Raw genomic sequence first — 22,303 nt, forward strand, 5'->3', positions numbered from 1 at the left:
AAATCGGTTCAATTTCATATCGCCCCTCTCATTGATACACTCGTTTCTCCCATCATTCGGTTCTGTCCCGGAAATAACCGGTCAAGAACCGGTGAAATCCCGCCGCTACCGGCGACAGGCTTTCTCCTTTGCGGCGGATGATGCCGATGGTCCGCGTGACGGCCGGTTCTGCCACCTTCACCTTGACCGGATGCAGAGGCAGCGACTCCGTCAGCGCCATCGCCGGAAGCAGGCTGACGCCCATTCCCGCTGCAACCAGCCCGCGGATTGTGTCGGTTTCCTCGCCCTCGAACTCAATGCTCGGCTCGAAACCGGCTTCCCGGCAGGCGGCCAGCGCGATCGCCCGCAGCGAATACGCCTCGCTGAACATCACAAAGGGGTCTCCGGCCAGCTCGGCAAGCTGAATCTCATCGCGGTGGGCAAGCGGATGGCCGGCGGGCAGCACCGCATAAAGCTCTTCGGTCAGCAGCAGCTCTCCGGTAACCCGTTCATGCGAATCCGGCAGCGGGGAAATAAACGCCAGGTCAAGCCGCCGCTCCTCCAAATCGCGGATCAGGCTGTTGTAGGTGCCTTGCCGGAGCCGGAAGCGGACACCCGGATGGCTCTGGCGGAACATCGCAACCACCTTCGGCAGAAGGTTGATCCCCAGGCTGTGCGGAAACCCGATGCGGATTTCGCCGAGCGCCGGATCGAGAAATTCATGCACTTCCCGCACGGCCCGTTCCAGATCGCCAAGAATGGTTTCGACGCGCTGCAAAAACAGCTTCCCGGCGGGGGTCAGCTGCAGGTTTCTGCCCTTTTGCACGAAAAGCGCCACGCCCAGCTCTTCCTCCAGCTGATGGATCTGCCGGCTTACGGCGGACTGCGCAATATGCAATTCTTCCGATGCCTGCGTGACGTGCTGCTTTTCCGCCACCTTTTGAAAATAGTGCAGTTGTCGAAGTTCCAAAGCGGCGCCTCTCTTTCCCGATTGGACAAGCCAAAATCCATTTCATTATAATAAAGGCGTATGTGCTAAAAGCTGAACCGAATGACGGTCATGAGACAAAGGAGGAATCACGAAATGGAAGAACGTACAGGCGTTGCGACACTGAAAGGCAATCCGATCACTCTGGTGGGCTCTCCGGTAAAGGCCGGCGATCCGGCCCCCGATTTTGCGGTCAGCAAAAGCCTGGCCGAATCCGCCTCGCTGAAGGATTTTGCGGGGAAAATCAAGCTGATCAGCGTCGTTCCTTCGCTGGATACCGGCGTGTGCGACGCGCAAACAAGACGGTTTAACGTCGCGGCCTCCGAGCTGGGCGAAGAGGTGGTTGTCCTTACCGTCAGCGCCGACCTGCCGCCCGCGCAGGCCCGCTGGTGCGGAGCCGCCGGCGTCGACCGGGTCGTGATGCTGTCCGACCACAAGGATGTGTCATTCGGCACCGCTTACGGCGTTTTGATCAAGGAATTGCGTCTGCTGATGCGTTCGATCTTTGTCGTGGATAAAGAAGACAAGATCCGGTACGTGGAAGTGCTGGGTGAAATGACCGAGCACCCGGACTACGACAAAGCGATTGCGGCCGTAAAAGAACTTCTGTAAGAAAGAATAATCCGAAGCCTGGCATCCGGCGGACCTGTTCCGTCCCGGATGCCTTTTTCCTTTTGGACCTCCGCAAAAAGGCCCTATGTGAAAAAAGCTCCCGAGCCGCCGGCCGGGAACTGATGGTTATTTCAATCGGTATTGAGCCAAACGCTTGTCCAGATGCCGGTAAATCTCCTGGATCGTCCGGTAATTGGAACCGAGATCGCCCAAAGAGCCACGGGAAGCCGAATAAATGTCGACGGCCGATTCCACCGGCGTAATGCGGAACAGGGTCAGCGTGATGTCTTGCGCACGGCCTAAGGCGGTCCGCTTCTCCACGACGATTTCGCCTACGTTCTCAACCTCATGAAGAATTGTATACCCTTTCAGCTTCTTGAGCATGGCAACCACTTCTTCCCAAAGCTTGTCCTTCGGAAGCTTGTAGTGCTTGGTCTTCAGCTCCGGGTCTTTCGCGTTTTCCCCCGTCGTCTCATGGCTGCGGATCACGCCAATCAGTGTTCTCTTTAACAACGATTTGCCCTCCTCGAACTTTCGTCCTTAGTCCCGGCTTACACCCCGCGGGTGTCCCCCAACCATTTTACCATTGTTTTGTCGAAAGAAAAAGAGGGCCGTCTCCGAGAACGGCCCGAGGGCCCGGAATCCTTACGATTCCCGGCATCCTGCGTTCGTCAAAAAGCGAGAAAAACCGCGCTGCCCGTCCTCCGACCGTTTGTAAACCCCCGCATCGGAAAGAACGCGGGCGAATTTGATGCCGATCTCCCGCTTCACCAGCTCCGCCGCCTGCTCCTTGTCCGCATGCTTCGGATACCGCGCAAGCAGGTCCGCGATCCACACGCGGTGCTTCTCGATGGAGACGTCAAGGTCAAGCTCTTCCGCAGCCGCGCCCGTTCCTGCATAGCGGCAAAGCACCTCGGCCACCGCGCCGATTTCCTGCTGCAGCCGTCCGGGGAGGACCGCCAGACCCATAACCTCGATCAGGCCGATGTTCTCCTTCTTGATGTGGTGAAGGTCGGCATGCGGGTGGAATAATCCGAGCGGATGCTCTTCCGTTGTGCGGTTGTTCCGCAGCACCAGATCCAATTCGTACTCGCCGCGGGCGTTGCGGCGGGCGATCGGCGTAATGGTATTGTGCGGCACCGGAGCGTCTGCGGTACCGGAAAAGGCCAGCACCTCCGCAGAAGGATCGCTGTAAGAGCGCCACGCCGCCAAAAACCGGTCTGCCAGGTCGATAAGCGATACGCGGTCCGGACCGGAAATGCGAATGACGGACATCGGCCATTTGACAATGCCGATCCGAACCCCCGGATAATCGGGGTGAACGAACTCCCGTTCCACCGGCGCCTTTTCCATCGGGAAGACATGCCGTCCGCCCTGAAAATGATCGTGGTTCAGAATGGAGCCGCCGACAATCGGCAGATCGGCGTTCGAGCCGATAAAATAATGCGGGAACGCATCGATAAAATCAAGCAGCCGGATAAACGAGCTGCGGCTGATTTTCATCGGGGTGTGCTCCCGGCTGAACACGATGCAGTGCTCGTTGTAGTAAACGTAAGGCGAATACTGCAGGTACCAGGGCGCGCCCTCCAGCGTCAGGGGAATGACCCGGTGATTTTGCCGCGCGGGATGGTTGACTCGCCCCGCATAGCCGACGTTCTCCAGGCAGAGCAGGCACTTCGGGTACCGGCTTTGCGGCGCGTTGCGCTCGGCGGCGATTTCCTTCGGGTCCTTTTCCGGCTTGGAGAGATTGACGGTGATCTCCAGCTCGCCATATTCGGTCGGGGCAAGCCAGTATTCGTTTTTCTCGATGCGGTCCATGCGGATGTAGTTCGAGGCGATGGACAAACGATAATATTCATCCGTGGCCCTTTCAACCGAGCTCTCGCGGGCGGTTTCCCGGAAGCGCCGGATCACTTCGGATTCGCGGGGCATCAGAAGCCCCATGATTCGCGCATCCAGCAGATCCCGCTGCGTTGTCGTGTTGTCGGGCAGGATGCCCCGCTCGGCGGCGTCGTCCAGTATCCGCTCAAGAATGGCGGTCGCCCGGTCCGGTACCGGCTCCGCCAGCTCGCCTTCGTACGGCTCCTCAACGCGCAGCAGATCGAGCAGCGCGTTGACCGCCGGGATGGCATCCCCTTCGCCCAGCAGGCCTTTCGCCTCGGCGAACCGGACGAGGCGGGCGATTTCAAGCTTGATGTCGATGTTGCTCATGGCTCCTCCTTTGTGCTGCATCCCCAAAGACCCAGCCGGCTGTGCTTACTTAATTTTTGTAGCCGTCCGGGTTGGCTTGATGCCAGCTCCAGGCCGAGCGGATAATGTCCTCCAGGCTCTCCCACTTGGGCGCCCAGCCAAGCTCGTCTTTCGCTTTTTGCGAAGAGGCGATCAGGACGGCCGGATCTCCCGCCCGACGCGCTTCTTTTTTGACCGGAATCGGATGCCCCGTGACGGCTCGCGCCGCCTCGATCATTTCCTTAACCGAGTAGCCGCGTCCGCTGCCAAGGTTGTAAATGGCGCTTTCCCCGCCCTCGCGGAGTCGCTTCAAGGCGAGCATATGAGCGCTTGCCAGGTCGGAGACATGCAAGTAATCGCGGATGCAGGTTCCGTCCTCGGTCGGGTAATCGTCGCCGTAGATCGAGATCGCTTCCCTTTTGCCCAGCGGAACTTGCAGAATCAGCGGAATCAGATGGGTTTCCGGGTCGTGGTCTTCCCCGATTTTCCCGCTTGCATGCGCTCCGGCTGCATTAAAGTAACGAAGGGAAACATATTTCACTCCGCTCGCCGTGTCAAACCACTTCATCATTTTTTCCATCGCCAGCTTGGTTTCGCCGTACGTGTTCGTCGGATAAGTGCGGTCGTCCTCGGAAATCGGAACCTTTTCGGGCTCCCCGTAGGTTGCCGCCGTAGAGGAAAAGACAATCTTGTTCACGCCGGATTCCTTCATGCACTCCAGCAGGCACAAGGTGCCGTAGACATTGTTGTGATAGTATTTCCCCGGGTTCTTCATGCTTTCGCCGACCAGGGAGTTGGCCGCAAAATGAATGACGGCGTCGATCCGATTTTCCGCGAACACCTTCTTGAGAAATTCGGCGTCGCGCAGGTCGCCGATGTACAGCTTGCCGCCTAGCACCGCGTCGCGATGCCCGGTTTCCAGGCTGTCCACGACCACGACCTCTTCACCGGCCTCGAGCAGCTCCGCCACCATATGCGAGCCGATGTAGCCGGCTCCTCCCGTTACCAATACCGCCATGCTGTTACCTCCTCCGTGTGATAGATCAAACGAGTTCTTTTGCTCCGTCGCCGATTTCGCATACATAGAAATCCGCTTTGTAATCGGTTTGCTCCGCGTATGCCTTTCCGACCGTCCCGATAAAGGCGTCAACCGCTCCTTCTTCCACCAGCGAAACGGTGCAGCCGCCGAATCCGGCGCCGGTCATCCGCGAGCCGAGTACGCCCGGCAGCTTTTGCGCTTCCTTCGCGAGCACGTCCAGTTCCTTGTTGGTTACCTCATACTGGTTTTTCAGCGATTCGTGAGACGCATTCATCAGGAGCCCAAACGTCTTCAAGTCGTTCGCCTTCAAAGCCTCCACCGACTGCAGCACCCGGTCGTTCTCCTCGATGACGTGGCGGGCGCGCTTCAGCACCGTTTCATCCTGGATCAGGTGCTCGTTTGCTTTCAGCTGCTCCGCATTCAGCTCGGCCAAAAGCTTCAGTTCGGGGAACGCCGCGCGGAGGTAGTCGACCGCCTGCTCGCATTGAGCCCGGCGGGCGTTGTATTCGGAGTCGACCAACCCGCGGCGCATGTTCGTATTGGTGATCACCAGTTTGTATCCTTTGGCCCGGAAAGGCACATATTCGTAGTGAAGGTCGTCGCACTTCAGCATCATCGCATGCTCCCGCTTGCCCATCGCCACCGAAAACTGATCCATGATGCCGCAGTTGACGCCCATAAACTGATTTTCCGACTCCTGCGCCACGAGCGCAAGCTCGATCCGGTCGACCGGATGGCCTTCCATCGTCATAAAGCCGAATTCCGTCACCAATTGAATCGAAGCCGATGAAGAGAGACCCGAGCCCGGGATCTCCCCCAGGTACAGCACATCATACCCGCCAAAGGTATAACCCCTCTTGCCCAAATGCACCAGGACGGCTTTCGGATAGTTGATCCAGTCGTGCTCCGCTTCTTTTTTGGCTTCGGCAAGTACGATTTCGGCTTCGGCCGGGAAGTTAAGGGAAGAAAAGCGAATCACGCGGTCCGTCCGCGGACGAATCAGCATGGTGGTGCCAAACGTCAAAGCGGCCGGAAACACATACCCTCCGTTATAGTCGGTATGCTCGCCGATCAGGTTGACCCGGCCCGGAGCAAAAAAGCTGCGGATGCCTTCTTCCGTACCGCCAAACCGTTCCGTAAAGCGCTGCTTCAGTTCATTCAAATCAGGCATGTGTGCACCTCTCTCATGAGATCAATTGCTTTCGTTTATGATAAAATGTTTTCGTTTTTGTTCGATTTCATTCTACTCCTCGGGTTCCCGTTCGTCAATGTTCTTTTGTCAAACAAGGAGCAGCCGGGCATCCGTTTCCTTGGTTATGTATTCTGCGGCTTCCTTCGGCAGTCCGCTGTCGGTGACGATCACGTCCACCGCCCGCAAATCGGCAATGCGCGCAAACAGCACCCGGCCGAACTTGCTGCGGTCCGCCACCAGGATGACCTGCCGGGCGACGTCGATCATTTTCCGGTTGACGCCCGCTTCCTCCAGGTTCGGCGTGGTCAAGCCTTCCGTAAAATCGACTCCGTCCACGCCCAGGAACAGCTTGTCGACCCGGATGTCGGACAGCGAATGCTCGGCCATCGGTCCGACCAGCGCGAATGATTTCGGGCGGATTTTCCCGCCGGTCAACAGCACATTCCAGCCCGGCTCGGCCGCGATGCCCGCCGCGATATTGGATGCGTTCGTCACCACGGTCAGGTCCCGCTTTCCCGACAGCTTGGCCGCGATCCGCATGTTGGTCGTTCCCGGCGTCAGCAGAACCGATTCGCCGTCCGACACGAGTCTCGCAGCGGCTTCGGCAATCCGGTCTTTTTCCGCCGCATAAGCTTCCTGCTTTTCGGAAATGGACATTTCCCGGGCGGTGTCGAGCGTGCCGTTTCCGCGCGAAAGCGCTCCGCCGTGCGCACGGTACAGGAGCCTCTCCTCTTCCAGCCGCTCCAGATCGCGCCGGATGGTTACGGGGGAAACGTTCAGCGCCTCGCTCAGCTGAGCGACCGTCACCTTTCCGCTTTCATTGACCATCCGGACGATTCTCATTAAACGTTCTTCTGCAAACATTGGTTCTGGTTCCTCCTGTCGCCGTACCCCAAGCGGCCTTCGCCGCCCGGTTTGCCGCGTTTTTTCCGGTTCGCTCACTTTGTTCAATTAATTTACGAAGTGCGGCAGGATTTGAGCGGTTTCATTCGAATACTATTATAGCAGAGAGCGAAACGGAATACCTTTTCCGGGACCGGCTCCCTTTTGCGCCGCAACTTACACGAATCATGAGGTGATTACGTTGACTTACTATTTGGGCATCGATTTGGGTACATCGGCCGTCAAATGCATTCTTGTCGGCCCCGACGGAACTGTTAAGGAATCCGGTAGCGTCGAGTATCCGCTCCTTCAGCCGCATCCCGGCTGGGCGGAGCAAAACCCTGAAGACTGGTGGAACGGAACGGCGGCCTGCATCAAGAAGCTGCTTGCCAAAGCCGGCGTCCGTCCCGAAGAAGTGAAGGGCGTCGGGCTGTCCGGCCAGATGCACGGCTCGGTCTTTCTGGACCGCGACCTGCAAGTCATCCGCCCGGCTCTGCTTTGGTGCGACCAGCGCACCGAGGAGCAGTGCGGCTGGATCGAGGAGGCCGTCGGCCGGGAGCGGCTCGGCGAGCTGACCGGGAATAAAGCGCTTACCGGGTTTACCGCGCCGAAGATTGTCTGGCTGCGCCAGCACGAGCCGGAGGCTTACGCCCGCATCGCGCATATCATGCTGCCGAAGGATTACGTCCGGCTGCGGCTGACCGGCGAATTTGGCATCGACGTGGCCGACGCGAGCGGCACACTGCTGCTCGATGTCGCCAACCGCCGCTGGTCCGCCGAAGTGCTGGACAAGCTGGACATCCGGGAGGAATGGCTGCCGCCCTTGTTTGAAAGCAACGACATCGTCGGCAAGCTGCACGAAGAAGCCGCCGAAGCGACCGGACTTGCGGCCGGAACGCCCGTTGTGGCGGGCGGCGGCGACCAGGCCTGCGGCGCGGTCGGCGTCGGCGTCGTGAAGCCGGGCATCGCGAGCGTGGCGCTCGGCACCTCCGGCGTTGTTTTCGTCCACGACAACGCCTATCAGGAAGACCCGGAACGCCGGCTGCATTCGTTCTGCCACGGCGTTCCGGGCAACTGGCACCGGATGGGCGTCATGCTGGCGGCCGGAGGCTCGTTCCAGTGGTGGAAAAACCAGTTCGCCCATGAGGAACGCGAGCAGGCGGAGCGGGAGGGCCGCGACGTATACGAGCTGCTGACCGCCCTTGCCGAGCAGGCCCCGATCGGCAGCGAAGGGCTGCTGTTTGCTCCCTATCTTACCGGGGAGCGGGTGCCCTACCCCGACGCAAAGGCGCGCGGCGCTTTTGTCGGGCTGAACCTGCGCCACACCAAGGCGTACCTGACCCGCGCGGTGATGGAAGGCATCACGTTCGGGCTGCGCGATTCCCTGGAGCTCATGAAGGAGTCCTCAGTGGAAGTGAACGAGCTCCGTGTCAACGGAGGCGGTGCACGCAGCCCGTTCTGGCGGCAGATGATCGCCGATATTTTCGGCGTCGCCGTCGTCACCGTCAATTCGACGGACGGTCCGGCTTACGGGGCGGCCGTAATGGCGGCGTCCGGGGTGACCGGCCGCAGCATTCCCGAGCTGTGCGCGGAATGGATCAAGGTGGTCGACCGCGTCGAGCCGATTCCGGGCAACCAGGCGGCTTACGAGAAGTATTACCGCGTCTATCGCACCCTGTACCCGACTCTGAAGGAAACCTTCCACGAACTGAGCGATCTGGCCCGGTCCTGAGACGGGCCGGCGCCGGAATAAAGAAACCGGCGGCGTGGTGCCTGTATCGCTAACAGGGTGCGCGCCGCCGCAATTCTCCTCATGCCGGAAATGCAAAAAAAGGCTGATTCCCAAGCGCTTCAAGCGCAGGAGAATCAGCCTTTTGGCTTTTGGAATCCGTAAGAGCCCGCGGGTGCCGTCCGATTCAAGCGTTTCAAACCTGCTCTCGCAGGTGGGTGTCCGCAGCTTTGGTTTTGACTACCCCGCGAAGGGGCTTGTCAGCCGCAAAGCAATGTAGGTCTCCCTAGAAACATGTCATTGGTTCAAAACAACATAAAACCGTAACGTACACCGCAGGACTCAAGGTAGGACCTATTATACGCCTGCCGGCCGCCAAAGGCAACCTTCGCAATTTTCCAAAACCTCCGGTTGATGCCGCTCGCCCTGAATCCAAGCGTTTGCTTAATTTTTTTCCGGCTTGTCCTGCATTCCGGTATATTCCGCTCCTTCGGCAAGCAAAGGCTGATCTTCGTCCTCCTTGCCCTCCGATTCGCCGTCTTCTTCCTCTTCGTCCCCTTCCTGCTTGTCCGCATACCGCTGTTGAATACGCGTAAACCCGCGGTGGAAGTTCCAGAACGAAGCGCTTGCCATCAAGCTGCCCATGAAAAAGACGATGAGGAACGAAAACCGCATGCTGACCGCCACAATGGCGGCGTTCATAACCAACAGCATCAGGGAACTGATCGGCTGCCCGATGGTGATCAGCACGCTGTTCTTGACGATCTGGAACCACTTCATGTGCAGGTGTACAGTGATCGACAGGAAGTTGAGCAGCGCCGCGACCAGGAGGACCATCAAAACGATGAACAGTATGGAAATGACCTGATAGAAACCGGTTTGGCCTCTATAAAAAAAGTAGTTAATGACCATCAAAGTGCCGACTACAACGAACAACAGACCGCCCAGCATGCTTTGGCGGTAGTTCTCCTTGAACCCGCGCCAGTAAGTTCTCCATAACGGAACATCGACGTCGCCGGTCACCCATTTGCGGGCGACGGAAAACATGGCAGCGCTTGCGGGAATCAGGGTAAACGGCGCGACGACGGCCAGCGTCAACAGCCAGGTCATTACATAACCGGCGTTAATTTGATCTTCTGGGGTAAAGAGCAGATTCATAAAGAAAAACCAGAAAGGCAACGAGCAGAGTATCCACAGCAAATTGATAGCGGATAGCCGCATAATCCATTCGGAGATCCGGTAAAAACCTCCCATAATACCGCGTGGTTCCAAAAAAGCTCCTCCTCTGTGCAATTGAAAGTAATCCGTCTTCCTCTCATTATAGCGGATTTTTTCCCAAACCGATACTCAAATCCTTCCCTGCTGCCTCCGCTCCAACGCCTCTCCGCAGCCGGACATTCCGGTCTCCCCGGCTGCCAAAAAAGGCGGGTCCGCCATCCCCTCTCGGGAATGGACAGGACCCGCCTGTATGATGCTTATTCCTCGCTGTTCTTGCGGTAGCTGCTGCGGTTCTCGTCCCGCTTGTAGCCGCTGCGTCCGTCGCGCGGACGGGAGCCTTGGCCGTCCCGGCTTTCCCAGTTATCGCGGCGCGGCGGACGATTTCCGCCATAGCTGCCGCCGCCATAGGAGCCGCCGGTGCGCTGGCCGCCGCTGCGGTTGCCGCTGTAGCCGCCGTAACCGCCCGGCCGTCTGCCCGCCGAACGGATATCCGGCCGGCGCTTCTTCGCGCGAAGCGGCTCTTCCGGCGTCAGTTCGACTTCGACATCCTTTTTCTCGCCGGTCAGGAGCTTCATGGCCGCCGCAAGCAGGTTGACGGAATCATATTGCTCCAGCAGCTGAATGGCCACGCCTTTGTACTCGTGGTTTTCGCCTTCCTGCATCAAGTCGATGAGGCGCTCCGCCGTCATCTTCTGTTTCCCTTCGATTGCTTCTGCCAGACTCGGCAACGGCTTGCGGGTGATCTTGTGACGGGTAATTTTCTCGATGAAGTGAAGATGGTCGATTTCACGCGGCGTGACGAACGTCCATGCCGTGCCTTCCTTGCCGGCGCGGCCCGTCCGGCCGATGCGGTGAACGTAGCTTTCCGGGTCCTGCGGCAGGTCGAAGTTCACAACGTGCGATACGCCGGACACATCCAGTCCGCGCGCGGCAACGTCGGTCGCGACCAGTACGTCGATGCTGCCGTCGCGGAATTTGCGCATGACGTTGTCGCGCTGGTTCTGGGACAAGTCGCCGTGCAGGCCTTCTGCCGAATAGCCGCGTTTTTGCAGCGCTTCGGAAAGCTCGTCGACGCGGCGCTTCGTCCGGCCGAAAATGATCGCGAGATCCGGCGCCTCCATGTCGATCAAGCGGCACAGAGCGTCGAATTTCATCTTCTCTTGCACTTCAATGTAAACTTGTTCGATCAGAGGAGCGCTGACCTGCTTCGGAATAACGGAAATGTGTTCGGGGCTTTTGAGGAACTGTTGCGCCAGGCGCTGAATGTTGCTGGGCATCGTCGCCGAGAAGAGCATGGTGTGGCGCTCTTCGGGAACCATGCGGAGAATGGACTGGATGTCCTCCATAAAGCCCATGTCCAGCATTTCATCGGCTTCGTCCAGAATGACGGTTTGCACGTCATCGAGCTTGATCGTTTTCCGGTTGATGTGATCCAGCAAACGTCCCGGCGTGCCGATGATGATTTGCGGACGTTTTTTGAGGGCGCGGATTTGCTTGACAATGTCCTGTCCGCCGTAAATCGGCAGCGAGCGAATGCCCTTGAAGCGGCCAAGCTTGCCGATTTCTTCCGCCACCTGGATGGCGAGCTCCCGCGTCGGGCACATGATCAGCGCGACGATGCGCTCCTCCGTCGGCTGGATTTTTTGAACCAGCGGCAGACCGAAAGCCGCCGTTTTGCCGGTGCCCGTTTGGGCCTGTCCAATCAGGTCGCGTCCCTCGAGAGCGAGCGGAATGGTTTTCTCCTGGATGGGGGTCGCTTCCTCAAAGCCCATCTCGGTAACGGCCCGCAAAACCTTCGCTTCGAAGCCGAATTCGTTAAAATTTTTCAATCGTGATCTACTCCTTTTCCCGGGCGTTCCAAGCCCTTCTCTTTCTAAATACGCCTTCCTTGTGAGGCGTCTCCAGTACGGTATCTTAAAGGAAAATGCGGCTCTTCCGTTCCATACCCCTTGGGTGCATAAAAAAAGCATTTCCCCTTTTAGCAGGAAAATACCGCCGTACTAAAGAACATCATCAGTTAGTATAGCACAGCCCAATAAGCAATTACCAGCAATCCGGGGGCAAACCAACAAAAAAACTGCGTATTTCGCCCAAAAATCCGAATGAAGGCGAAACCGGTCCCCTGCTCATTCGTAATGGAACATATTCATACTTCAAAAATCAGGGAGCGTTGATTGCGCCATGTCCATTATGAAACGCGTGAAATCGATTTGGAGCAGCCGCAAGGAAGCCCCGGCGGCGCCGGTTAAAAACTGGTTCGAAGAAGCACAGCCCGGCGACATTGCCGATATCGGCCTGGACGAATACGTCATTTCCGGGAAAGTGCGCTATTTCCCGCCCGGGGGCCGGCCGCATCTCTATGCCTATTATCTCCGCAACGGCAAAAATGTTTCCTGCCTCCTTGTGGATATCGGCCGGGAGTACGAATGCTTCCTCTGCGAATTTCTGGAAGGATCGCTGGATGACCCGAGCAGCGTTCCCAGCCGCCTCGATATCGACGGCGAACGCCAGTTTGAGCTGGAAAGCCACCGCGGCTTCGAGTCGGTTTCCGCAGGAACCACCGATTTTCGCAGCGGCGGCGAGATTGTGGTCTGGCGCTATTACGGTGAAGGGGATTCTTACTTCTTTCTTCAATGGCACGACGGCAAATTCGTGGCCATGCAGGGGGAGCGGGTGCCAACCGCCGACGTCAAATTCATCGGTGCGGGACCGGCTACGGTGTAACCCGCCCGTTCCGCTTTTCCATCCTTTTCCGGACATCCGCCGGGAAGGGATTTTTTTTGTCCGGAGCGGCGATAAACTCCTTGTCTCCCGCCAGGGGCGGACTATATAATAGACAGGTTGCGCTGGATAATCCTGCATGGCGCATCGAATACTAGCACTGAGGTGTACCATGAAACGAACCCTGTTCGAACTTGCGTCCGTCCTGGCGGGCGCCTTCCTGATTGCTTTCGGCTTCAATACGCTGCTGATCCCCCACCAGCTCCTGAGCGGCGGTTTGTCCGGCGTGGCGATGCTGATCGGTTATTTTACGGACTGGAACATCGGTCTGCTTATTTTCGTTTTGAACATTCCCGTGATCATTTGGGGGCTTATCGCCATCGGCCGGCGGTTTATCGTGCTGAGCCTGGTTTCCGTCGCGGCCACCACCTGGCTGATGGAGCTGATTCCGGTTTATTCGATCGCCAAGGAGCCGATTCTCGGAGCCGTATTCGGGGGCGTTCTTGTCGGCGTGGCCGCCGGCATCTCGCTCCGGGCGGGCGGTTCGACCGGAGGCTTCGACATTGTAGGCTCCATCGTAACCCGAAACCGCGATTTTCCGCTGGGCTCGGTGATGTTTCTACTGAACGGTTTAGTGATTCTTTTTTTAGGGTATTATAAAGAGAATTGGGATTTGGCCCTCTTTTCCATGCTATCGATTTATATCTCGTCAAAGCTGGTCGATACCATTCACATTCGCCACGTTAAAATCACGGCCTTTATTGTCACCCGGGAGAAGGACAAGCTGCTGGAAGCGCTGCTTCGCAACCGCGGAGTCACGCTGCTTAAAGCCGAAGGCGCCTATTCGCACCAGGAACAAGACATGCTGATGATCGTGACGACCCGTTATGAACTGGCGGAACTGAAAAAAATCATAAAAGAAAACGACCCGAAGGCGTTCGTCAACATTGTGGAAACCGTTGGCGTGCTGGGGGCATTTAGAAGGGAATAATAGGCGCCGGCCACTGTCGCATTTCGAAGGGCGGTGGTATAATCAAGGTGTAAATTTCATATTGTCCTGGTGTGTAGACCCGCATGCTCGATCCGAATCCTTTTCTTGAAGCAAGAAAATTCGATTGGGAGGGTGATGCTTGTGGAAACCGTTAAGCTTGCCAGTATAGTTATGAAATTGACGCCTCAGATGATTCCGTTTCTAAAGAAGACCGAGCTGGATTCCGACATCGTTCTGGTCAACGGAATCGACTCCCTGGAAACGGAGGATGCGCTGGAAATCATCCAATACAGCATCTCCGAACACCAGAAGGACGCTTACCTGCAATGATGAAAACCCCAACCGGCGCCCGGGCCCAGGTCCATTCTCTGGATGGAGCGGCCAGCCAGTTGGGGTTTTTTCGGCTGTTCCCGCTTTTTATTTGGCGGAGGCTCCGCCGGCGCAAAAAATGTTGCCGGCCGGCCGCAACTCCCGCCTGTCGCTTTTCGTCTAATTATGCGAGTGAATCACCGTTCGTTCCCTGGCCGGCCGGCGAGGGCCAACGATACATAAATACAGCCTGATGGCGGAACTGAAGGAGTTTTTGCATGGAAAATTTATTAGCCGCTCTACTGATGATCTGGGGAAACATGTCCGCCGGGCAGACGGATGTCACGCTCGACAAGGTGGTAACCGCCGCCCTAACGCCCCCGAAGCCCGCCGTTGTCAACGTAAACACGCCGGCCGGCAGTCCGGACGACTACCTTCGCCCGGAATCCAAGGTTGACCCGCAGCCGGATGCACCGAAGGTCAAAGGCGTTTATTCGACCGCTTACAGCGCGGGCGGCGCCCGCTTCGACCAGCTGGTGAAGCTTATGGACGAGACGGACCTCAATTCCCTGGTTATCGACATCAAGGATGATTCCGGCTACATCACGTACAAGACCGGCAATCCGGAGCTCGCCAAAACCGGAGCGGAGAAAAACTTTATCGGAGATATTCAGCATGTGATGGACACAATGAAAGAGCATGACATCTACCCCATCGCCCGTGTCGTGGTATTCAAGGACACCGTGCTGGCCAAGAAAAAGCCCGAGTGGTCGTTCCGCAACCCGGACGGTTCGGTCTGGAGCAACAGCAAAAAGGACAGCTTCGTCAATCCTTATGTCAAGGAAGTGTGGGACTACAACATCGCCGTGGCCAAGGAAGCGGCCAAGCTGGGCTTCAAGGAAATCCAGTTTGACTATGTCCGTTTCCCGGAAGGCTTTGAGAAACGGGCGGAAACCCTGAAGTACACCCGCGACAAGCGCACGCGGATCAACGCGGTCTCCGAGTTCGTGAAGTATGCGCGCGAGGAGCTGAATCCGCTGGGCGTCCGGGTTTCGGTCGACATTTTCGGCTATGCCGCCGCCGTTCCGGCCGCCGAAGGCATCGGTCAGGACTTTCAAAAGATTTCTCAAAACGTAGACGTCATCTCGGCAATGATTTATCCCAGCCACTACAGCACCGGCTGGTATAACGCCAACGTGCCGGACGCCGAGCCGTACAAGACGATTGACGGCGCCAGCAAGGACACGACCAAGAAGCTGGAGCCGCTCGGCGACCTGAAGCCGATCGTCCGACCCTGGATCCAGGACTTTACCGCAACGTGGGTGCAAGGCTACGTCAAATACGACAAGCCGGAGCTGGATGCGCAAATCAAAGCGCTGAAAGACAACGGCGTCGAGGAATTCCTGCTGTGGAGCTCCTCCAACAAGTATACGCCGGGTGTGAATTATTCCCCGTAACCGGTCTGACGAAGCAATTGCAGCCGGATTGAGGTAAAGCGCAAGCCAAAAAAATCCTCCGGAAGTCGCGGAGGATTTTTTCGTTGAAGCTGGAATACCATTAATGAAGACGTTCTGCGGCTTCCTTTAGGTCTGCGGCGGGTCCTCCATTACATAGCCGGCTCCTTTGGCCGCCCGTTTTTTCTCCAGAATGACGAGCTCTTTGATCTCCGGAGGAACAATATAATGGCGCGCCAGCATGGTCTCGGCATATTCAAACGCTTTTTCGTCCTGGTCGGCCAAGACCGCAAGACGGACCGTTTTGTCGGCAAGTGCAGCCTCAAGGCGGTATAACAGCATTCGCTTCACCCCGAATACAGGAATTTGGGCGGCAGCCCTGTTCCGGCAAGTGTATCACACAACGCATCACGCCCGCCAGACAACGGCTTCGGCCGGACCCGAAAAAAGACGTGAAGCTGAAAACAATGAGGAGAGGGTCGTATGCTTAAGGTAGGGGAGAAAGCGCCGCTGTTCACAGCGGACAGCACCAAAGGCCGTATTGATTTGCGCGATTATGCGGGGAAGAAAACGGTCGTTCTTGTTTTTTACGCCCGGGACGACAGCCCGGTTAGCGCCCGCCAGCTTTCGGTTTTGCGGGACGTCCAAAGCCAGTTTGACAAGCTGAATGCAGCCGTCATCGCCATTAACGCCGGAACGAAACGCGAGCATGAGTATCTGGCCGACAAGCAGCATCTTCTGTTTCCTCTGGTTACGGATAAAGACGGCCTGGTCAGCCGGCTGTATGAAATCAGCCCCGGCCTCCTCGGGTTGACGGGTCCGCGCTGCACGGTATACATCATCGGCAAGGACGGCTTGATCCGGTACGCGCGCAGCGGCAACCCGACCCCGGACAATATTATGGAAGTGCTCCGGCAGACGCTTATCGTCACGCCGCCGAACTAATCAAGCCGGCCAATAAACAGGCTCCCCGCCGACCGCTTCATAAGCGGCATGCAGGGAGCCTGTTGTGTATATTCAGGAAAATGATAGCTGTGCTTACTGCGAAAGTCTGAGGGCGAGCTCGTACAGCTCCGTGTTGAACGGTTTTTTGGTGTTGACGACAAGGTCGATGTCCGTCGTCACCAGCTCGCGGTTGATCACGCCGCAGGCTTTGCCGGATTCGCCTTCCAGCAGCTTGCGTACGGCAAAGTCGCCCAGTCGGCTGGCAAGAATCCGGTCGTTGTGCGTCGGGGTGCCGCCGCGCTGTACGTGGCCGAGCACGGTCACGCGGGTATCGATGCCGTTCAGATCGGTGATTTTCTTGCCGATTTCTTCGGCGCTGCCTACGCCCTCGGCCACCACGATAATGCTGTGGCGTTTGCCGGAACGGAAGTTTTCCTTCATGCGTTCCGCCACATCCTCGATCTGGAACGGAATCTCCGGCACCAAAATCGATTCCGCGCCGCTGGCAAGCCCCGCATAGAGGGCGATGTCGCCGCAGTGGCGTCCCATGACCTCTACAATGGAGGAACGCTCGTGGGAGGACATTGTATCGCGCAGCTTGTTGATGGCGTCGACAACGATGGTCACGGCCGTGTCAAAGCCGATTGTAAAATCGGTGTAGGAAATGTCGTTGTCGATCGTGCCGGGCAGGCCCATGGTGCGGATGCCCAGCTTGCTGAGTTTGTTGGCGCCTTGATAGGAGCCGTCACCGCCGATGACGACAAGCGCGTCGATGCCGCGGGCACGCAGGTTGTCGGCGGCCAGCTGCTGGCCTTCCGGGGTCATCATTTCCTTGCTGCGGGCGGTTTGAAGTACGGTTCCGCCGCGATGGATGATATCGCCTACGCTGCGCAGGTCCATTTCCCGGATATCGTCATGAATCAGACCGTAGTAGCCTCTTTGAACGCCGAAAACCTTCAGGTTGTGGTACAGCGCGCTGCGCACGACGGCGCGCACGGCGGCGTTCATGCCTTGGGAATCTCCGCCGCTGGTTAATACTGCAATGGATTTAATCGACATCTTTCTCTTCCTCCTATTGGGGTAATGCTTGCTGGTAAGGTAGTGGGGTCAAGTCCGTCCGGAAAACCGGATCCATATGCTGTTGATGCGAAAAAAGGTCCGCATCAGGGGGCTTCGCTTCATCAGCCGGCCGCTGACATTCTTCACTTCCGGCTGTTCCGCCACCTTCGGATCGGAGAGATACAGGCCGAGCAGCCCCTCAATGATCATCCGGTGAAAACGCGGCTCCTGCAGACCGCCGATGGACGCCCTGGCGCCGGTTACGATCGCTTCGATCCGTTCGGCCGTCTGCTCCCGCCCGGCGTAATAGAAGCAAAAGTTCAAATCGCCGCCGGCTATGTCTTCCTCCTGATCGATCAAGTAATCGAGAAGAATGTGCAGGCCGCACACATACGGGAAATACGCGTCCGCGATCGCGTTTACCTGGGACTTGTCCAGTGCGGGGTCGGACGCGGCCAGAAACAGCATAAACATGCCAAGGGTCGAGCCGGTGGCCGCAGCAAATTCGTTCCAATATATGTCCGGGTAACGGTTCTTATGCGATTCCCACCAATCAAGCAGCGAATCCTCCCGAAGCTCGAGGCGGATGTGCTTGTACACCTGCAGGTCGCAGTAAAGCGAAACCTGATAGCGGAGCGCCTCCGCCACCAGCGGGTAAGACGGCAGGCGGGCGATGCACGACCGGCAAACATCCACCAGCTTGGAGAGGTATCCCCCATCGTCCTTCTCCTCGCGGAAAGCGTAGTAATCCGCTTTCGGCGTTTCCGGAGAAATGGCGTCAAGCATCGATTGGTGCAGCCTCCGGAAATCCTTCGCATCCTGGGAGGTGCTGCGGTCGCACAGATTGTCCAAATAATCGCTAATCGTCTGAAACGCCACGATCAGCCGGATAAGCGTTTCCTTTTGCTTCAGGTTGGCCGCCGCGTAAACGGAGCCTCCCTGGCAATGGAATTGCTTGGACGTCATGCTTGCGATGGCCTGGCTCTGCAATTCGGGGTCCGGAATGCTTTCCGCTTCCTTGCGCCAGCGGTTCAGCTCCTTGCGTACACCCGGCAAAATGTGGCGATAGACGCGGCTCATCAGGGTCAATGCATTTGTCGGATACTGCAAGGTCCATGTCATATCGATTTTCCTATTCGCAAGAGTACGGGAGCACAATTTCACCATATTATATAACAAAGCCGCAGAAAGCGGTATGCAAAAAAGAAAAACGTTTTGTGAAGCGCATCCGCCGTTCCGCTCCCGCCTTCATAAATTCTTCATCTTTTATCCGCCCCGGGGCAAAGTCATGGTATACTATCGGCTAGTGCCTCCATGCACCAAGACGAACCCGCCCGTTTAAAGGAGCGAAAGCCGAACATGAAACCTGCCGACCGACCTTCTCCGGCTCGCGGAGCCCGCCCCGGCGCACTGAAGCTGTTCTCGTTCACCGCGTACAGCATTAACGCCTTGCTGATCGCGGTGCTTCCCACTTATTTTTATCTGCTTGGGCTAAACAAAACCCAAATCGGGTTGATTTCTTCCTTCGGGCCGGCCATGGGCCTGTTCTCCAATCTCATCTGGGGGGTCGCAAGCGACCGCTTTCAAACGATCAAGCGAATCATCCTTCTCGTTCTCGCCGGGCAGCTTGTCACGCTGGCCGCCATGTTTCAGTTCCGGGAATTTGCCGGCATTCTGGCCTTCATGATCCTTTTTTACTTTTTCCAGACGCCGGTCAACGGCTTGAACGACAGCCAGATTCTTCTGACCGTGAAACAGACGGGCGCGAGCTATGCGTCCTTCCGCCTGTTCGGGTCCATCGGCTTTGCGGCGGCCGCCCTGCTGTTCGGCTTTGTCCTGACCGGCCAGGGAAGCGACACGATTGCCGTCGTCTGCGTATCCACGGTGGCGGTCGCTTTGGCGGCGGCGTTCTTCATGCCCGATGCCAGAGGCGGAGCGATGAAAAAAATGAGCTTTGCCGGCATTCGCGACGTCTTCTTGTCCCGCAAGTTCATCGTGTTTCTCGTATTGGTGTTCCTTCTGTCCATTGCGGCCAAAATCAACGACCTGTTTCTTTCGGTATACCTGCTTGATCTTGGCGCGCCGCAAAGAATCATCGGCCTTTCCTGGATGGTGTCCGCACTGAGCGAAATCCCGATTTTCCTTCTGCTCAGCCGCTACGGGCACAAGTTCCGGGAGCTTCCCCTTCTCGGCTTCGCGGCGGGCGCCTTTACGCTCCGCTTCGCCCTGTTGTCGCTGCCGGTCACGCCTTACGGCGTTATTGCGATCCAAAGCCTGCACAGCGTCACGTTCGGGATTTTCCTGGTGACCGCCCTGCGTTACCTGTCCGATCTGGTGCCCGACCGCTTCCGCGCAACCGGACAAGCCGTATTCAACATGGTCTGGGGCGCGCTCGCCAGCCTGATCAGCGGCCTGGTCGGAGGAATGCTGTTCGACGCCTTAGGGGGACGGAAGGTTTTTCTCTTCGCCGCCGTGTTCGCCGCCGTAGCTTGCGCGGGCTTCTTCGCGGTCGGAATCCGGGAAGCGAAGCGGCAGCCATAGGCGTCGGCGGAACCTGTTCCAGTTTACCACGCCCGGCAAAACGGGGTCAAAATCCGCTCTTTTCCGGGGCGGATTTTTGGGTTTTCGTGCACATAAAAAGCGGTATCCCGGGGGATACCGCTAAATACGCTAGCACACAAATTTATAAGCGTTGCTGATCTTATAATTTGATGACGTTAGCTGCTTGAGGACCACGGTTGCCTTGCGTGATTTCGAATTCAACCTCTTGGCCTTCGTCAAGCGTTTTGAAACCGTCGCCTTGAATAGCGGAGAAGTGTACGAATACGTCTTCGCCACCTTCAACTTGCAAGAAGCCGTAACCTTTTTCTGCGTTGAACCATTTTACGATACCCTTCAAACTAACTACCTCCCAAAAATATCGCCATTCTTGGCGAATACACACATTATACCATCAGCCCGAACCAGTTTCAAGTCCGGGGTCTGCTTTTTGATTTCTCTTTTATTCCATGCTAATGTAAGGGAAACCGGAAAAATAATGAATGCAAATGAGGAATGAACGTTGAAAAACCAGGGGATCAAGAAGCACGTCATTTATAAGAAGGACAAGTGGAACATGCTGACGGTGGAAGTGAACGGAAAAAATCTGATTCTGCGGGAGATCTCCGACCAATGGGGAGAAGACTGCCACACCTTCCTGAGCCGGCCCGCCATGATGAATTGGGTGGATCAGCGGTTCCCCAAAGAGTCGTTCGAGGGAACGGAAGAAGAATACGAAGCCATGATCAAGGCCTTTAAAGAAGTATAAGGCGACCTCAATAAACCGTGCAGGGCCTTTTGCGGCGCAAAAGGCTCTTCTTGCGCTGCTTTTTTTCGTCCAAACGACGAAACAAAACGGCTTCTCCCGCTGTCTATACCTTTAGAGAGACATCCGATTGGAGGACAGGAGAGAATGATGAAGGACGATCCGAATTACGACGACGTCTTCCTGACCCCGGAAGAGTGCGGTATTGAAGTGCCCGATCCCAAGCCGTCGTGGATCAAGGTTAAGATAGCATTGGATAAAGAGCGAACCCGGCTCCGGAGAAGGAGAACCCTGCGGCTCGCCGCGGCCGCTGTGGCGGCGTTTGTTTTGGGAGGCGCCCTGTTCGGCTCGCCCGCTGCGATAAAAGCCTTCAACCCGTTTTGGGCGGGGATCAAGCAGGTGGGACAGGACGCGTTCGCGCTCGTATTTGACAACGACGTTTACTCGGACGGCGAGCGAAAAAGCGACGCCCCGGCCGACCGTGAGGAAAAGATGATCACAGGGGACGGTCAGGCGCTGAAGGACTTCTCCGTCGCTTCGCAGCGGGCCGGCTTTCAGGTTATGGAGCCGGCTTACGTCCCGGAGGGATACGCCTTGTCCGGCATCGACATTATCGGGCTGACGCCGGATACCAACCAGGTGATGCTGCTCTACTCGAGCAAGCCGGGGTTTGACGAAACCTTGACGGTGGCCGAACGAAAGCTGTCCGCCGATTACACGCTGCAAAGCTCGGTGCAGAGCTTTGCGGGCGCCGAGATCCGGTCCGTGCAGGTATCGGGCCGGGAAGCGTATTTTATTGCGGTCGGCAGCCAGGTGAACAACCTGGTATTCCGCAAGGACGACGTCATTGTTCAGCTGTACGGGGTGTTTCCGCAGGAGGAGCTGGTGCGTGTCGCGGAAAGCATGAAATAAGAAAGAGGCCCCGCACGGGCACGGCAATGCCGATGCCCGAACGGGGCCTCTTTTGGTCCGACGGACGGTCAGGGAACGTAAAGCGGATAGCTGGTGTCATTCGTCGATTCGTACCGGGGGCCTTCGCTGGCATAGTACGTGGTCACCAGGCGATAGTATTTCCCCTTCGTAACGGCGACCTCCAGGAAGCCAGAGAAATTCCGCACCTGCGAAAGACTGCCGGTCGAGAATTTATACGTGGTCCAGGAATAGCCGTCCCACTGCTGCAGGTCCATGCTGCAGCCGAGGACGTCGACGACCATCCGGGCCCGGGCGTAGCAGTTCATGCCGATTTTTCCGCTGGAGGGAAGCCCGATCATCTGGTTCGTATCCTCCAGCACCTGGTAAACCGCCGGATCCAGCACAAAATTCGGCGTCACCACGCCGCTGTCTTTCGGCAGCGCGGAAGCAAACTCCTGAGGCGCCAAAGCCTGCTCCCCGGATAGCGCCGCCTGCGCCGGCTCGGCCATGGCGGGAGCGGCCAATCCCACCGTAAGCGCCAAAACCGCCAAGAATGCCAATACCTTTTTCATACGTGTCCATCACCCTTCTTAGAAGAAATTAGGCAGTACGAATCGATAGACAGCGGCAGGCGTGAAAAAGTATCAACCGACAAAAAATGTCCATATTTCCCGTCTGTTTCCTTTTTTTCGCTTCGCCCGCCTCTCCCCCCCCAATATCCTTCCTCCCCCTCTCTATGA

The 22,303-nt window shown here is 57.2% G+C and carries 23 protein-coding genes and 1 other RNA gene; 10 read left to right on the top strand and 14 right to left on the bottom strand.

The features are described from left to right. Nucleotides 1-52: 52 nt before the first annotated feature. Nucleotides 53-949, bottom strand: coding sequence for a glutamate biosynthesis transcriptional regulator GltC (gltC, locus tag AC6I6H_RS07610; RefSeq protein WP_497953145.1), 897 nt, complete (start codon nt 947-949; stop codon nt 53-55). 114 nt (nt 950-1,063) lie between these two features. On the opposite strand from gltC, the gene tpx reads away from it, so the two are divergent. After that, nucleotides 1,064-1,579 (top strand): thiol peroxidase, encoded by a 516-nt coding sequence (gene tpx / locus AC6I6H_RS07615; protein ID WP_497953146.1) that lies wholly within the window; start codon nt 1,064-1,066, stop codon nt 1,577-1,579. Between the two features lie 126 nt (nt 1,580-1,705). Here tpx and AC6I6H_RS07620 read toward each other — a convergent pair whose 3' ends face one another. The 5 genes from AC6I6H_RS07620 to AC6I6H_RS07640 form a co-directional block, all read right to left on the bottom strand. Next, nucleotides 1,706-2,092, bottom strand: coding sequence for a DUF1499 domain-containing protein (locus AC6I6H_RS07620; RefSeq protein WP_497953147.1), 387 nt, complete (start codon nt 2,090-2,092; stop codon nt 1,706-1,708). 132 nt (nt 2,093-2,224) lie between these two features. Continuing rightward, nucleotides 2,225-3,790, bottom strand: coding sequence for a UDP-glucose--hexose-1-phosphate uridylyltransferase (locus AC6I6H_RS07625; protein WP_497953148.1), 1,566 nt, complete (start codon nt 3,788-3,790; stop codon nt 2,225-2,227). Between the two features lie 49 nt (nt 3,791-3,839). Next, nucleotides 3,840-4,826, bottom strand: a complete 987-nt coding sequence (galE, locus tag AC6I6H_RS07630) for a UDP-glucose 4-epimerase GalE (protein WP_497953149.1) — start codon at nt 4,824-4,826, stop codon at nt 3,840-3,842. Between the two features lie 25 nt (nt 4,827-4,851). Then, complete coding sequence (locus AC6I6H_RS07635; RefSeq protein ID WP_497953150.1) at nt 4,852-6,018, bottom strand: galactokinase; 1,167 nt, start codon at nt 6,016-6,018, stop codon at nt 4,852-4,854. 108 nt (nt 6,019-6,126) lie between these two features. Further along, nucleotides 6,127-6,903 carry a DeoR/GlpR family DNA-binding transcription regulator gene (locus AC6I6H_RS07640; protein WP_497953151.1) on the bottom strand — a complete coding sequence of 259 codons (777 nt, stop codon included), beginning with the start codon at nt 6,901-6,903 and terminating at the stop codon, nt 6,127-6,129. A gap of 220 nt (nt 6,904-7,123) precedes the next feature. On the opposite strand from AC6I6H_RS07640, the gene xylB reads away from it, so the two are divergent. After that, nucleotides 7,124-8,653, top strand: a complete 1,530-nt coding sequence (xylB, locus tag AC6I6H_RS07645; RefSeq protein ID WP_497953152.1) for a xylulokinase — start codon at nt 7,124-7,126, stop codon at nt 8,651-8,653. Between the two features lie 160 nt (nt 8,654-8,813). Here xylB and ssrS read toward each other — a convergent pair. The 3 genes from ssrS to cshA all read right to left on the bottom strand — a co-directional run bounded on the left by ssrS (nt 8,814) and on the right by cshA (nt 11,697). Then, nucleotides 8,814-8,995: non-coding RNA, 6S RNA (ssrS, locus tag AC6I6H_RS07650), on the bottom strand. A 99-nt stretch (nt 8,996-9,094) separates the two neighbouring features. Further along, nucleotides 9,095-9,922 (bottom strand): YesL family protein, encoded by an 828-nt coding sequence (locus AC6I6H_RS07655; RefSeq protein ID WP_497953153.1) that lies wholly within the window; start codon nt 9,920-9,922, stop codon nt 9,095-9,097. Between the two features lie 203 nt (nt 9,923-10,125). Then, complete coding sequence (cshA, locus tag AC6I6H_RS07660) at nt 10,126-11,697, bottom strand: degradosome RNA helicase CshA (RefSeq protein ID WP_497953154.1); 1,572 nt, start codon at nt 11,695-11,697, stop codon at nt 10,126-10,128. A 352-nt stretch (nt 11,698-12,049) separates the two neighbouring features. Between cshA and AC6I6H_RS07665 the strand changes: the two genes are divergently transcribed. The 4 genes from AC6I6H_RS07665 (at nt 12,050) to AC6I6H_RS07680 (ending at nt 15,346) form a co-directional block, all read left to right on the top strand. Continuing rightward, nucleotides 12,050-12,592, top strand: coding sequence for a DUF4178 domain-containing protein (locus tag AC6I6H_RS07665; protein ID WP_497953155.1), 543 nt, complete (start codon nt 12,050-12,052; stop codon nt 12,590-12,592). 169 nt (nt 12,593-12,761) lie between these two features. Beyond that, on the top strand, nt 12,762-13,580 hold the full coding sequence (locus AC6I6H_RS07670; RefSeq protein WP_497953156.1) for a YitT family protein: 819 nt from the start codon (nt 12,762-12,764) through the stop codon (nt 13,578-13,580). 135 nt (nt 13,581-13,715) lie between these two features. Continuing rightward, nucleotides 13,716-13,910 (top strand): hypothetical protein, encoded by a 195-nt coding sequence (locus AC6I6H_RS07675; RefSeq protein WP_497953157.1) that lies wholly within the window; start codon nt 13,716-13,718, stop codon nt 13,908-13,910. A 257-nt stretch (nt 13,911-14,167) separates the two neighbouring features. Then, nucleotides 14,168-15,346: a putative glycoside hydrolase gene (locus AC6I6H_RS07680; RefSeq protein ID WP_497953158.1), complete on the top strand. Its 1,179-nt coding sequence runs from the start codon at nt 14,168-14,170 to the stop codon at nt 15,344-15,346. Nucleotides 15,347-15,472: 126 nt separating this feature from the next. Here the strand turns inward: AC6I6H_RS07680 and AC6I6H_RS07685 are convergent, their stop codons facing one another. Beyond that, nucleotides 15,473-15,685: a DUF3906 family protein gene (locus AC6I6H_RS07685; protein WP_497953159.1), complete on the bottom strand. Its 213-nt coding sequence runs from the start codon at nt 15,683-15,685 to the stop codon at nt 15,473-15,475. A 141-nt stretch (nt 15,686-15,826) separates the two neighbouring features. On the opposite strand from AC6I6H_RS07685, the gene AC6I6H_RS07690 reads away from it, so the two are divergent. Further along, on the top strand, nt 15,827-16,288 hold the full coding sequence (locus tag AC6I6H_RS07690; RefSeq protein ID WP_497953160.1) for a peroxiredoxin family protein: 462 nt from the start codon (nt 15,827-15,829) through the stop codon (nt 16,286-16,288). Between the two features lie 93 nt (nt 16,289-16,381). On the opposite strand, the gene pfkA is transcribed toward AC6I6H_RS07690, so the two are convergent. Both pfkA and AC6I6H_RS07700 read right to left on the bottom strand, forming a co-directional pair. Next, entirely contained in the window at nt 16,382-17,347 is a 966-nt protein-coding gene (gene pfkA, locus AC6I6H_RS07695; RefSeq protein WP_497953161.1) for a 6-phosphofructokinase, read from the bottom strand. A 48-nt stretch (nt 17,348-17,395) separates the two neighbouring features. Then, nucleotides 17,396-18,469 (bottom strand): tetraprenyl-beta-curcumene synthase family protein, encoded by a 1,074-nt coding sequence (locus tag AC6I6H_RS07700; protein WP_497953162.1) that lies wholly within the window; start codon nt 18,467-18,469, stop codon nt 17,396-17,398. A gap of 237 nt (nt 18,470-18,706) precedes the next feature. Between AC6I6H_RS07700 and AC6I6H_RS07705 the strand changes: the two genes are divergently transcribed. Further along, a complete protein-coding gene (locus AC6I6H_RS07705) occupies nt 18,707-19,888 on the top strand; it encodes an MFS transporter (protein ID WP_497953163.1) in 1,182 nt (393 codons plus the stop codon). Nucleotides 19,889-20,048: 160 nt separating this feature from the next. On the opposite strand, the gene AC6I6H_RS07710 is transcribed toward AC6I6H_RS07705, so the two are convergent. Beyond that, a complete protein-coding gene (locus AC6I6H_RS07710) occupies nt 20,049-20,246 on the bottom strand; it encodes a cold shock domain-containing protein (RefSeq protein WP_347766645.1) in 198 nt (65 codons plus the stop codon). 216 nt (nt 20,247-20,462) lie between these two features. Between AC6I6H_RS07710 and AC6I6H_RS07715 the strand changes: the two genes are divergently transcribed. Together AC6I6H_RS07715 and AC6I6H_RS07720 are read left to right on the top strand one after the other, a co-directional pair. Further along, a complete protein-coding gene (locus tag AC6I6H_RS07715) occupies nt 20,463-20,654 on the top strand; it encodes a hypothetical protein (RefSeq protein ID WP_497953227.1) in 192 nt (63 codons plus the stop codon). A 144-nt stretch (nt 20,655-20,798) separates the two neighbouring features. Further along, the gene (locus tag AC6I6H_RS07720; RefSeq protein ID WP_497953164.1) at nt 20,799-21,563 is read left to right on the top strand and encodes a DUF4367 domain-containing protein; all 765 of its coding nucleotides are present in this window, start codon (nt 20,799-20,801) and stop codon (nt 21,561-21,563) included. Nucleotides 21,564-21,631: 68 nt separating this feature from the next. Here AC6I6H_RS07720 and AC6I6H_RS07725 read toward each other — a convergent pair whose 3' ends face one another. Next, entirely contained in the window at nt 21,632-22,135 is a 504-nt protein-coding gene (locus AC6I6H_RS07725) for a hypothetical protein (RefSeq protein WP_497953165.1), read from the bottom strand. Between the last annotated feature and the right edge of the window lie 168 nt (nt 22,136-22,303).

The sequence above is a fragment of the Gorillibacterium sp. sgz306347 genome (assembly GCF_059735245.1).